Origin of the sequence: Streptococcus salivarius, assembly GCF_000785515.1 — a bacterium.
GTDB classification, from domain to species: domain Bacteria; phylum Bacillota; class Bacilli; order Lactobacillales; family Streptococcaceae; genus Streptococcus; species Streptococcus salivarius.
This window is the reverse complement of sequence record NZ_CP009913.1, coordinates 878,472-891,358: the sequence shown is the minus strand read 5'-3', so window position 1 is coordinate 891,358 and position 12,887 is coordinate 878,472. Positions and strand designations below refer to the sequence as shown.

Sequence of the window (12,887 nt, the reverse complement as noted above, 5' to 3'; positions counted from 1 at the left end):
GAAACCATAAGTTCCTTTTGCTTGACATTAGCATAACAAGCAAAGCTTAAAATCTTCTATAATTCCCACAACAACGCCTTTTCTTTAAGCTTTCCTTAAGAAAAAGACAGCTTCAGTTGAAGCTGTCTTTGCTATATAATCATATCTTCAGTAATGCCAAATTCTCTCAAGAGCTCTTGAATCTTATCAAAGTTCAGACGGAAATGCTCTAATTTATGACCATCAGACCCAATAGAATACTTGCGACATCCCAAATCCTTAACAAGACCTAGGGCATAACGGTAGAGGTCTTCGTGATGATAGAGGTACATACTCTTTGCATTCAGCTCAAAAGCCAAATCATTAGCAATCATTTTCTGGAAAATACGTTTGAGCTGTTCTTCATAAGCTTTTAGCTCATCAACAGTCACGTCAAACAGGCGAAAACCATAGTCAAAGTGGGCCAAAACATCTGCGTCCACACGACCAATAGCGTACTCCAACTTGTCCAGATATTCTTGAATAATGCTTGCCTTATCCATATCAGCTACCTCATCATCAAGATAATCATTGACCCCATTATGGTGAACAGATAAAAGTTTGAGATCATAGTCCTTACCATCCAGAAAGTCTAAAATATCCCTCTCCCTAGGCTGGTAATAACCAATCTCGATACCACGTTTTATACGATTGCCATACTTACGGTTAAGACTTTCAATCTCACGACTATAGGCCTCGTACTCGGGCACATCATCCTGTTTGGTATAAGGATTAGAGAGATCATAATGCTCAGTCGTTACAATCTCCCCATCAAAATGCGTCAAATAGTCAGTAAAGTTCGCATCCGAATCATAAGAATGATGGGTATGCAAATGGTTATCACGAATAGACATAACTACTCCTTATTTTTCAAATACATTTTAAGTTGCTTACGGGCCAACCAAGTCAAACTCACCATGATTCCCTCATAGACAAGAAAGAAAATGACAAAACACTGAAGGAAATACTCTTCTGGCAAAACGTTGATAATCGGGTCCAAGATTGGATTAAAGAGCCAACTGCTATCCCCAGGAAAGAGTGCTTCATGAAAGAGCGTAAAAAACTCATCAAATCCGAGAAAAAGCCCCACAACCCCAATAAGGACCGGCAAGAGTGCTAGACTCATATAAAGTTTAACGTAAAGACCAAAGGTCCCTTTCTTCACATTACGCCAAAGAGAGCTTACTGCTGGATAAGCTAGTAGAATAACAAGCCCCTGTACCAAATGAAAGAGCCACTTCACATCATGGAAATGCTTAAGCCCACTCTCCGACGATGGAAAATCAGGCATGGACAGATGACCAACCCAAGGAAATGTCAGATACTGCATTAGGATATTGAAATTATGCCAGAGCTCTGTCTTGCCAAGAATGACATAGTCCAAAAGATGCATCCAATCAATATCAAAATAATAAAAGCCCCATGCCAGATAAATCGTCACTAGGATAGACAGGGCCAAGAGCCAAATCGGAGTCAGAACAGCCTCAATCTTAGTTCGCATCAAAATCCCACTCCGCTAGACTAGAAAGCACATGGTCTGGTTTTACTGGTAAATTCGCAACTTCTTCCGCCTTGGTAAATCCAGTTGTCACAAGAAGTGTTGGAAAGTCATTTTTAATACCAGCTGTAATATCAGTCAAGTAATTGTCACCAACCACAATAGTTTGGCAACGTTCTGTCCCAAGGATTTCAAGAGCCTTGTTCATGATAATAGCTTTAGGCTTACCAATAATGATTGGTTCCACACGGGTAGCCGCCTCGATAAGAGCTAAGAGAGAACCAGCACCTGGAAGAAGACCACGTTCAGTTGGGATATTCAAATCTGGGTTAGTTCCAATAAATATAGCCCCTTTGTGGATAGCAAGCGTAGCTTTAACCAACATTTCATAAGTGACTTCACGGTCCAAGCCCACCACAACATAAGCAGGATTTTCCTCATCTACCGTATATCCCGCATCCGCAATAGCAGTTTTAAGTCCAGTCTCCCCGATAACATAAACCGTCTTGCCACGATTCATATCGTTCATGTAGTCAACTGTCGCCAAAGTAGCTGTGTAAATGGTCTCAAGAGACGTTTCCAATTCACACTGATTACGCAAAAGCTCTTGCACCATCTCTGGTGTACGCATACTATTATTAGTCACAAAAAGATAGGGAATCTGACGCTTTTGCAACTCCTTAACGAAGGCCTCTCCCTCAGGAATACGGTCCTTGCCCTTGTAAATGGTTCCATCTAAATCAATCAAATAACCTTTATATGTCATCTTACTCGTCTCCTATTTCTTTCCATTGGATAATGGCCTGAGCATGGATATTGCCATCAACACAAATCTGATGTTGACTGCTCAAACTTTCTTGGTCAAACTCATAGCCTGAATAAATCTCTGACCCATGATGAATTTCCTTAACATACTTGAGGTCAATATGGGCTGGTGTGTACTTGGTCAAAAAGTCCAAATCAAAAACATCCAACATCCACTCCAAGTACTTGCTATTATTAACGTGGCCATTCATGTCTAAGTCAAAATAACGCACACGATAAAGCGTCTCAATTGGATTTTCCAAAGCCTTATAGCGAGGCCCTCTAAGCAACTTTTTAGTCTTATCTGCTTCGTAAGGTGCTACCACCTCATCTGGCACTTCTGCTACCTTACGCGTTTCATAATCCATGAGAGCAAAAGTAGTCTTAAAGAGCATAATTTGCTGACCAGTTTCATCTGTGATGTAAAAATTACGGTAACAGAAAATCTTATTATAGGAAATAGCTTCCGTTGTAATGGTCACCTTTTCATTGTAGCGAGGCAAACGGTCAATCTCAATCGCATAGTCTGTCACAATCCAAACCAGACCGTACTTATCAAAAACGTTCTTATCCGTATTTCCCAGAGATTCTGACTGCATACCAGATACTTGCAATGAAAACGCCAATAAGTGCGGTAATTTTACCTGATGCGTGATATCCGTCTCATAAAACGGAATTTGATAAGGAATACTAAATTTTAATCCCATCTAATCCTCCAAGATAAATTGTTCAGCGACACTATCACCCAAAAAGAGTCCTCGTTTAGTCATACGAACCACCTCTGGATCCTTGACCAAGAGCCCATCTTCCTGTAGTTTTTTTACAATGTCTCCATAAGTATCCGCGAATGACAAGCCAAACTTCTCTTCAAAACGTTTAATAGACACCCCCGACTTTTTACGCAAACCAAGGAAGAACTCCTCTTCCATCATCTCTGCCTTAGTCAGATGCTCCTCGTGAAGTCTAGCATGACCATCCTCAGCTATAGCCTTTAGGTAATGCTGGATAGGGCCTCTATTGCGATAACGAACACCATTGACATAACCAGAGGCTCCAGCACCCACACCATAATACTCATCATTATTCCAATACATGAGATTGTGACGACTCTCCATCCCAGGTTTGGTAAAGTTTGAAATCTCGTAGTGCTCAAAACCATTGTTTTCCAACTCTTGGATAATATAGTCAAACATCTCTGCTTCCAAGTCCTCAGTTGGCAGATTGAGCTTACCCCGACGCATCTTATTCATAAAGACCGTGTGATGCTCCAATATCAAACTGTAGAGACTTAGGTGTGGAATATCCAGTTCCAGTGCCTTTCTCACATTTTCCTTGACCTGATCCATGGTTTGACCAGGTAGTGCATAAATGAGATCGATGGAAATATTATGAAAACCAGCAGCCTTTAAGCTATCAATACTTTCATAAATCTGTGCTTGATTGTGACTGCGACCAATTTGACGCAAGTGCTTGTCATCAAAGGTCTGAACCCCTAAAGATACGCGATTAACAGCTGATTGTTTGAGTACTTCAATCTTATCAACCGTCAAATCACCGGGATTAGCCTCAATAGTAAATTCCTCCAACTTAGATAAATCCAAGTTCTTCTGAAGATGACTTAAAAGGTAGTCCAATTGCTCCGCAGAAATAGCTGTCGGTGTACCACCACCAATATAAAGAGTGCGAAGCTCCTTGATATCTAAAAGCTCCCACTCACGAATCAAAGCCCGTAGGTAGTCATCAACGGGCTGATTTTTAATAAAGACCTTAGAAAAGTCACAATAATAACAAATTTGTGTGCAAAATGGGATATGCACATAGGCTGACGTTGGTTTTGTTTGCATGTAACTATTCTACCATTTTTTAAGCAGAAATGAGATCTTGAATGATAAGAGTTGAGGCAAAAAAGAAGCTACCTCTTCAGATAGCCTCTTCCTATTATTTTGTTAATGAGAATGGGAAAGCGTTGTAGTTGCTATAATCAAAGGTTGGTCCCAAGTCTGAAATGAATTGCACTGGCGTGTAGGTTCCATTTTCAAGAATAAAACCAGGCTTAGCTTGGAAACCAGCTCCCCCTAGTCCTGTAATACCAGGAAGCAAGGTTGAAAAATCGCCACCCTCCCAAACGTAGAGATTTCCAGAAATTTGAACGGCTTTTGCTGTTGTTGAGCTTTGACGATAAGGTTCGTAATCCACATTGAAATTTGCCTTTGAAGTGATGTTTCCTTCGGCATCAACTGTAAAACTAATGTCTGTTGCTTGAGGACTCGTACCAGTCCAAGTTCCAACCAAAGCTGCTGGAACAGGAGCGTCACTTTGGGTATCTGCTGTTGCTTGACTAGACTTGTTTGACTCAGATGTAGCACTACCACTTGTCCCTGCTTGACCATCATTTTCAGCTGTAGCTTGACTTTTTGCAGAGCTAGATTCAGGAGCACTCACTTCTTCTTGACCTTGAGAATCCTTTGAAGATGAAGCTTCTGTCTTTGCCTTTTTAGCAGACTTCTTCTCAGATGTTTTTGTTTTAGCAGATGACTTCATTACTTTAGAAGTTGAAGTTGTAGATGATGCTGCAGTGTCTTTTTCTGACTTAGAGCCACATCCGACAAGTGCTGTAGAAACAGCTACAGACAACAAAACAAGGGAACAAACACGGATCACTTTTCTTTTCATTTTCATAAACCTCTTTTCTATATGTCTATTATATATATTTTATTACAAAAATCAAGTATTTTATGTAATTTTTGTAACGTTTATGTAATTAATTGTATCACTGTCATAAGTTAATGTCGTATTTACAAGTAAAAAAAGCCCATCACTCCTAGAGGAATGATAGACTTCTGCATCTTATTTAGGTACTTCTTACCTGCTAGAGGTATCCTAATTACTATTTGTCTTCTCTTTCAATATAACCCGTATAGAGGGAAGGTTGGATCTATCCTCCAAGACAATAATGCGCTTGCCACCATCTACAACGACATAATAGTATGACTTTCTCGCATTGTGGTAGATGTCATTAACACTCTTAGCCTGATAACCATGTGACTTAAGAGACTTCTGTATTTTAGCAAACTCTTTTTGCACCTTACCATTATCTACGCTGCCTGATTGATCCGCCAGATATTCTTTTAAAGGCTTAGCAATTAAGATATCTAAAGGCTTAGCAATTAAGATATCTATATCATCAGAATCTGTAGTCATAACACCATTTTCAGAGATAGTCAATTCTCCTTCTGATTCATCTTCATCATCATATGTCTTCCATTTTCCAACAAAGTCTTTTGGAACCTCTGCCTTATAAAAAAGACATCTCTTTTTAAATTCTTTAGTGTTTGATCCGTGGGAAAATACTTCTGATAAGCCTATGTCTAAAATGACATTTGTCCCATCCCTCTGAATCAGATTATAGTAGCCAAACCATCCCGTCTTAACCAGTATGATTTCTTTGGTCTGTAATTGATATTTCTTGTCAAAATCAGCAATAGTTTTTAGTTTTGAATTACTGACATCTTCTAAACGTACTTCAAACTTCTGTCTAACTTTATTACCAATAGAAATTTCTGTGATTTCTTCTTCCGGATAACCAGCAACGAGTTTTGACTTCTTTCCATTTAACTCATAAACAAGAGCGGTATTGTTACCATTTACCCACAAGCCACCCAAGTTTGTTCCTTTGGAAGAAAACAAAAAGAGGCCAAGACTTGTTGCTACAACAAGAAATAAAGCAATCCCAAGACCAATAAAAGTCTTCTTGCCAAACTTTTTCTTCTTAACAAAGACCATTTGTTGTGAATAAGCTGGGTTGACCATTTGACCAGTCATTTGATTTGGTAAAGGCATGGCTCCTTCAGTCACAGACTTTCCATTGTTAGAAAAAGTAGCTTGTTTTCCTTCCATAACAAATTCACCATTTAGAAGGGCTTGCTGACACTCCTGAATAGTGGGCTTACGATTATTAATCGCTTCAAAATATTCAATCCATTCTTTTCTATTCATCATCTCTCCTAAGATTTCTTAATAGAAAAATCTATCACTAGCTTGGAAGTGATAGATTTTCCAATTATTTAAGCACTTCTTGTGTCTTAGCGTAGTTAGCTTCAACAGCTTCTTTTTCGGCTTTCCACCAGTCTTGGTTATCTGTGTACCACTTGATTGTTTCTTCCAAACCTGATTCAAAGTTTGTAAATTGTGGTTCCCAACCAAGTTCTTCACGCAATTTTGTTGAGTCAATAGCGTAACGCAAATCATGACCAGCACGGTCTGTTACACGATCGTAAGCATCTTTTGGTTGACCCATTTTTTCAAGGATGAGTTCAAGAACTTCCTTGTTGTTCTTTTCACCATCGGCACCAATCAAGTAAGTTTCACCGATACGACCCTTAGTGAGGATAGCCCAAACACCAGTTGAGTGGTCGTTAGTGTGGATCCAGTCACGGACGTTTTTACCTTCACCATAAAGTTTTGGTTTAATTCCTGACAAGATATTGGTGATTTGACGTGGGATGAATTTTTCGATGTGTTGGTATGGTCCATAGTTGTTTGAGCAGTTTGAAATAGTTGCCTTAACACCAAATGAACGCACCCATGCTTTAACGATAAGGTCTGAAGCAGCCTTAGTTGATGAGTATGGTGATGATGGGTTGTATTTTGTCTCTGCTGTGAATTTTTCACCAGGACCTTCACCGTGTCCAGGGAGATCTTCGCGCAATGGAAGGTCACCATAAACTTCGTCTGTTGACACGTGGTGGAAACGAATATCGTATTTACGAGCAGCTTCCAAAAGTGTGTATGTACCAATAAAGTTTGTGTGGATAAATGGTGATGGGTCGTTCAATGAATTATCATTGTGGCTTTCAGCCGCATAGTGGACGATAGCATCAGCCTTAGCAGCCAATTTATCAACCAATTCAGCATCAGCAATATCACCAACAACCAATTCAACACGGTCACCAAGGATTTCTTCAATGTTAGCACGGTTACCAGCGTAAGTGAGTTTGTCAAGGACAGTCACATGTACGTCTGGATGATTGTTGTAGACATAGTGTACAAAGTTTGAACCGATGAAACCTGCGCCACCAGTTACGATGATGTTTTTATATTCAGTCATTTTTTCTCCAAAAAATATTGTTTTTTCTTAATCGTTCCTTAAATCAATCTTTTTTAGCTTTCCTTAGGTGAGTACGGACGTCAGCGAACTTCGAAGAAGTTCCATGACTAAGTTTTGAGCCTAATGTCTCAAAACCTCCGAGCACCTGAAACACAATGGTTCAGGTGCTTTTCTCACGGCGGAAAGCTAATCATATAGCTCGCTTCGCTCGTTTATAACAAAGCTAAAAACTATATAATGATTTTCTTAATTGTTTTAAGAGCTATATTCTTACAAATCCTCTGGTTTGAGGGGTTTAACGTCTTTGAGCAATGGGTGATTTTTATCTGCTTCTGAGACTTCTGCTTCTTCCAAGTTTTCCCACTTGATATCAAGGCTTGGGTCAGCGTAGTTGACAAAGGCGTATTTAGGTTTAAGTTCAAGTGCCCAGTAATCGTTTACGAGGTAGCTATAGGATACTTTGTCAGACAAAACTTGGAAACCATTGGCAACACCACGAGGAACAAAGATTCCTTTTGAGGCATCAATCACTGTTTGGTAAGTATTTCCAAACGTTTCACCTTCACGGAGGTCAACCCAAGTTCCAAGAACCTTTCCTTCATCTGCTACTGAGATGTATTTATCCCAAGGCTCAGCGTGCAAGCCACGCAAGACATTTTTACGTGAGAAAGAAACGTTATTTTGCAATTTTCCTTCTGCAAAGAATGACTCTGGAAAACCAAGTGGCAACATCTTTTCCTTTTGGAAGTTTTCTTTAAACCAGCCACGGTTGTCCCCATGTACTGGAATATCAAATTCAAGCAGACCTGGGATAGCATCAATCTTGCGGGCAGCTAGTTCTTTACCAAAAAATTGTTCAGTCATTATGCTTCTCCAATCAAACGGAGCAAATATTGTCCGTATTCGTTTTTCTTAAGTGGTTGTGCCAATTCAAGAACCTGTTCTTTAGTGATATAACCCATGCGATAGGCAATCTCTTCAAGGTTAGCTACTTGGACATTTTGCAAACGTTGAACTGTCTCGATGTACTGAGCAGCTTGCAAGAGACTTTCGTGAGTGCCTGTATCCAACCAAGCAAAGCCACGTCCCATAAGCTCAACAGAGAGGTCTCCACGTTCTAGGTAATCCTTGTTAACATCCGTGATTTCAAGTTCGCCACGAGGGCTTGGCTTGATATTTTTGGCAATTTCCACAACATCATTGTCATAGAAATAAAGACCAGTTACAGCAAAGTTTGATTTTGGATGCTCAGGTTTTTCCTCGATAGAGATGGCATTCATATTGTCGTCAAACTCAACAACTCCAAAACGTTCTGGGTCCTTAACTTGATAACCAAAGACTGTAGCGCCTTTTTCCTTAGCTTCAGCACGTTGAAGCATGGCAGAAAGACCATTGCCATGGAAAATATTATCCCCAAGGACAAGTGCAACACTATCGTCACCAATAAAGTCTTCACCAATGATAAAGGCTTGAGCCAATCCATCTGGACTTGGTTGTACTGCATAAGAAAGTGAAATACCGAACTCAGAACCATCACCAAGGAGCTCTTCAAAACGTGGAAGGTCCTGTGGCGTTGAGATGATGAGGATTTCCTTAATACCAGCCAACATAAGCGTTGAAAGTGGATAGTAAATCATTGGTTTATCGTAAATCGGCATCAGTTGTTTTGATGCAGCACGTGTCAATGGATACAAACGTGTCCCTGAACCGCCTGCAAGAATAATACCTTTCATAAGAAGGCTCCTTTTTTCTCTAATATATTACCTATATTTTAGCATTTTTCAGCCCTCTTGTCACGGTAAACCCTATGTTCTTAAGCTTTCATTAAGAAAATCACAAGTGTCCATTTTCTTAATGCAATCAAAAAAGGATTTCACTTGAAACCCCTTCGATTGAAGATAATATCTCGCAATATTCCCCTTGGGGAGCGTGATTATCATCCTCTTAGTGTCGTTGTGCACTCATCCAGTCAAAGATACTGTTATAAGTTTGTCCATTGACACTGGCACGAGAGCCACCTCCATTGGTTGGATCAGTGGCTACCATACCACTGTAACCATCCCAATTTTTCGTATTTTCAGGATGCTGAACGCCAATCACCTGGTCATGGAAGAAATAAATCCAAGCCCAATGCCCATCATACTCTGTCCCAGGAAGATCAGTCCCAGTAGCTGTTTCAAAATATGAGAACCACTTGTTAGTAGCTCCAGAGGTAATCAAGCTCTTATATAAAGGCAAGACACTATTTTCTGGTTGTACTGTTGCGTCTGCCTTTGTGTGAATCAACCACATAGGCTGGTTCTTCAGTTTATCAATTCCAGATTGGTCAACAGTTAGTGGCGCTGCAATTGGAACGAGTGCTGCAAAATAATCTGGATAGGTTGCTCCCATGGTCAAAACCATACCACCACCATTTGAAACTCCCGCAAGATAGATTCGTCCCTTATCTACCTCAGGGTGATTAGCTAGGTAGGTATCAATGGTCTCTTTGAGTTGGGCTGCATTATCTGACCCCCAAGGTGTCTGGGTTTGAACAGCTAAAACATTAACCCCACGCGCCTGATCACCAGTTGTTAAGAAATGGCCTTGAATCTCAGGCTGGGTAAGCGCATAGACGTCATTTGAAAGAAGCGGAATATTCATGTCTGTCCCTCTTTCACCAATGCCGTGTAACCAGACTATCAATGGTTTGGTGCTATTTCCCGTACCGGTCTGGGCACTATAAGCCGCATACTGCATGTTACCTACCTGTCCTCGCTCGTCGAAAACTTCCGTCGTTGGCATCAAACGATTGTTGATGGCATCTTGCTCAGATGAAACCATCTGTGACTGACTACTACCCTCTGCCACTACTGACAAATCTTTCATCGACACCATATAACTTTCCAGCCATTGATTGGTCCAAGTAGAAAGGTTAAAATACATAGGTTCAGCATTCCCACCCATGTTGTAGCGATTATAAGACGGCAGGCTCAATTCAAGCGTCACGTACTTACTGTTGTCATAATAGACCACATGCCCCCGATCATCAGACACATAAGAGTTCGTTACCTGACGACTGACCCCTGCTGTTGTAACCTGAGTTGAGCTGTGAACAACCTCTGGCGTGACCTTCTGATTAAATTCAAAAATGACTTTGGTTACAGCCGGTCCAAACTCATAACTTTCTAGAACAATACTTGTCTTTGTCACAGCCAAGTCTTCTGCTGCCCCTGCTTTGACAGACAGGCCTAAACTGATGGCTAGCAAAGTAACAATGACTGTCACATATACTTTAACTTTTTGGAACATAGTCCCTCCCCTTTTTTATTAGTATTCACCTACAATCGATGAACAGTTACTATTTTATCATCTTCTAATTAAATAAGAAATAGATATGATGAGCTCTAATAAAAAAAAGAATCAGCTAGCATCCCTCAATAAAGAGAAATAGCTAACTGATTCATAAATTTCAATATATTGGAGGGCTTTAATACTATTAGTCTTTTTTCTTAACGTACTGAGCCACTGGATAGTCTGCACTGTCCAAACTACCAGGTCGGTTCATGGCCAAATCAACCAGATTTTTTCCAATCAGTGGCCCCGTCGTAAGCCCTGAAGATCCTAAACCTGAGGCGACAAAGACACCCTCAAGTTCTGGAACTTCTCCAAAGAAAGGTGAGAAATCACTCGTGTAGGCTCTAGTTCCCACACGTTCTGAGATGGACTTAGCCGTACTTAAGTCAGGGAAATAGGTCTTAGCCTCTTCCTCCAGACTTGCAAGTACAGTCTCATCAACTGTCAAATCAAAGCCTTGGTCATTTTCATGGCTGGCCCCTACCGAAATCTTTCCACCAGCAAAAGGAATGACATCCAATTCGCCCTCTGGCATCAGAACAGGTAATCTACCAGTATCCAGGCCCTCAAAGAAATAGTCACGCAATTGCCCCTTTTGGGGGCGAACATCTACTTCAAAACCAAGGGGTTCAAGCGTTTGACCTAGCCAGGCACCACAAGAGAGAATGACCTTGTCAAAAGTTTGCCCATTAATCTCGTAAGTGCCATTATCAAGAGGAGATAGTGTGACTAGACCCTCTACCTTTTCAAAACTAGAGGCCTCAATCAAAGTCGCTGTTAATTCTGCACCCTCCACTCTGGCACCTCCAGAAGCATAGAGATAACGGTCAAATCCAGTAAATTCCGGGAGGTCGACAGCATTTTTTATAGAGAGTTCACCAATAATGGGTGATTCTTCTAGCCTAGTTTCTGCATGCTGATACAAACCGTCCAACTTACTATCATCTTTCTTGAGAAGGGCTACACCAGACTGATCATAGAAGCTCGTGTCATAACCATCATTTTCAAGATCTGAAACTAAATCTTGGTAAAAATCGGCTCCCAAACGGGCCATTCGATACCAGGCCTTATTACGACGCTTGGAAAACCAGGGGCTGATAATCCCTGCTGCCGCCTTGGTTGCTTGCCCAAGACCATGATCAAATACTGTAACCTCTACGTCTTTTTCTTTTGATAAGTAGTAGGCAGCCGTTGAGCCGACGATACCTGCACCAACAATTGCAATTTTCATTTTTTACTCCATCTATTTGAAAAGAGCTGAGTCCTATATCAATAGGCACAGCTCTTTAGTATTTTTAACCTAAGGCCACGTCCATGACCATCATAACAACAAAGCCAACCATGAGCCCCAAGGTTGCGACGTCAGTATTACCATTGGTTTGTGATTCAGGAATCAATTCCTCCGTTACCACAAAGATCATGGCACCTGCCGCAAAAGCCAAAGCATAAGGAATAATCGCCATCATCCACATGACAAGAGCAGCTCCCATAACAGCCCCTATAGGCTCCACGATGGCTGACATAGATCCCCAATAAAAGGCCTTGATACGAGATTTTCCATCTGCTCGAATGGGAATAGAGAGGGCTGCACCTTCAGGGACATTCTGCAAACCAATACCGATAGCTAGGCCAATGGCTCCCATAAGACCAGCAAGTGTCATATTCCCACCAGCTAGGGCACCAAAGGTAACACCAACCGCCAATCCCTCTGGAAAATTATGAATCGTGATAGCCAAAAAGAGCAGGGCTGTCTTGGACAACTTTTTCTTACGAGGTTGAATCCCTTCTGCTTTTGAGATGTCATTTCCCAAATGCAAATGTGGAACGACAGCATCAATCAAACGAAGGGCAACACCACCAAGCAAGAAGCCAGCTGCTGCAGGAAACCAGGACCATTTCCCATAGCCATTTTGAGTCGCATAAGTTAAAGAGGGATCCAAAAGTGACCAAAAAGAGGCCGCAATCATGACACCAGCTGCAAAGCCCATCATGATATCTAATAATTTACGACTAATATTCTTGAAGAAGAAAACAATGGCCGAGCCGACAATGGTACAGCCCCAAGTAAAAAGACCAGCAAGCAAGGCCAAAAAGACCACATTTTGATGTAGAAGCCAAGTCACA

General features: G+C 41.0%; 13 protein-coding genes. All 13 read right to left on the bottom strand.

All coding sequences use genetic code 11. The features are described 5' to 3' along the window. Positions 1-131: 131 nt before the first annotated feature. The 13 genes from SSAL8618_RS04450 to SSAL8618_RS04390 all read right to left on the bottom strand — a co-directional run bounded on the left by SSAL8618_RS04450 (position 132) and on the right by SSAL8618_RS04390 (position 12,886). Positions 132-866 (bottom strand): PHP domain-containing protein, encoded by a 735-nt coding sequence (locus SSAL8618_RS04450; RefSeq protein ID WP_038677000.1) that lies wholly within the window; start codon positions 864-866, stop codon positions 132-134. An 8-nt stretch (positions 867-874) separates the two neighbouring features. Further along, positions 875-1,519 carry a TIGR01906 family membrane protein gene (locus SSAL8618_RS04445; protein WP_038675784.1) on the bottom strand — a complete coding sequence of 215 codons (645 nt, stop codon included), beginning with the start codon at positions 1,517-1,519 and terminating at the stop codon, positions 875-877. After that, on the bottom strand, positions 1,509-2,282 hold the full coding sequence (locus SSAL8618_RS04440) for a TIGR01457 family HAD-type hydrolase (RefSeq protein ID WP_038675782.1): 774 nt from the start codon (positions 2,280-2,282) through the stop codon (positions 1,509-1,511). Before SSAL8618_RS04440 ends, SSAL8618_RS04445 begins: the two co-directional genes overlap by 11 nt. Before the next feature lies 1 nt (position 2,283). Beyond that, positions 2,284-3,027 carry an acyl-ACP thioesterase domain-containing protein gene (locus SSAL8618_RS04435; protein ID WP_038675780.1) on the bottom strand — a complete coding sequence of 248 codons (744 nt, stop codon included), beginning with the start codon at positions 3,025-3,027 and terminating at the stop codon, positions 2,284-2,286. Beyond that, positions 3,028-4,164, bottom strand: a complete 1,137-nt coding sequence (gene hemW, locus SSAL8618_RS04430; RefSeq protein WP_038675778.1) for a radical SAM family heme chaperone HemW — start codon at positions 4,162-4,164, stop codon at positions 3,028-3,030. It lies immediately after the preceding gene. Positions 4,165-4,258: 94 nt separating this feature from the next. Beyond that, positions 4,259-4,999, bottom strand: a complete 741-nt coding sequence (locus SSAL8618_RS04425; RefSeq protein ID WP_038675776.1) for a hypothetical protein — start codon at positions 4,997-4,999, stop codon at positions 4,259-4,261. A 201-nt stretch (positions 5,000-5,200) separates the two neighbouring features. Then, complete coding sequence (locus tag SSAL8618_RS10680; protein WP_223896491.1) at positions 5,201-6,316, bottom strand: hypothetical protein; 1,116 nt, start codon at positions 6,314-6,316, stop codon at positions 5,201-5,203. A gap of 64 nt (positions 6,317-6,380) precedes the next feature. Further along, positions 6,381-7,427 carry a dTDP-glucose 4,6-dehydratase gene (rfbB, locus tag SSAL8618_RS04415; RefSeq protein ID WP_038675774.1) on the bottom strand — a complete coding sequence of 349 codons (1,047 nt, stop codon included), beginning with the start codon at positions 7,425-7,427 and terminating at the stop codon, positions 6,381-6,383. 270 nt (positions 7,428-7,697) lie between these two features. After that, complete coding sequence (locus tag SSAL8618_RS04410) at positions 7,698-8,291, bottom strand: dTDP-4-dehydrorhamnose 3,5-epimerase family protein (protein ID WP_022495791.1); 594 nt, start codon at positions 8,289-8,291, stop codon at positions 7,698-7,700. Then, entirely contained in the window at positions 8,291-9,160 is an 870-nt protein-coding gene (gene rfbA, locus SSAL8618_RS04405; protein WP_038675772.1) for a glucose-1-phosphate thymidylyltransferase RfbA, read from the bottom strand. Before rfbA ends, SSAL8618_RS04410 begins: the two co-directional genes overlap by 1 nt. 211 nt (positions 9,161-9,371) lie before the next feature. After that, the gene (locus SSAL8618_RS04400; protein ID WP_038675770.1) at positions 9,372-10,718 is read right to left on the bottom strand and encodes an acyl-CoA thioester hydrolase/BAAT C-terminal domain-containing protein; all 1,347 of its coding nucleotides are present in this window, start codon (positions 10,716-10,718) and stop codon (positions 9,372-9,374) included. A gap of 187 nt (positions 10,719-10,905) precedes the next feature. Then, positions 10,906-11,994 carry an NAD(P)/FAD-dependent oxidoreductase gene (locus SSAL8618_RS04395; RefSeq protein WP_038675768.1) on the bottom strand — a complete coding sequence of 363 codons (1,089 nt, stop codon included), beginning with the start codon at positions 11,992-11,994 and terminating at the stop codon, positions 10,906-10,908. 64 nt (positions 11,995-12,058) lie between these two features. Next, on the bottom strand, positions 12,059-12,886 hold the full coding sequence (locus SSAL8618_RS04390) for a ZIP family metal transporter (RefSeq protein WP_038675766.1): 828 nt from the start codon (positions 12,884-12,886) through the stop codon (positions 12,059-12,061). Between the last annotated feature and the right edge of the window lies 1 nt (position 12,887).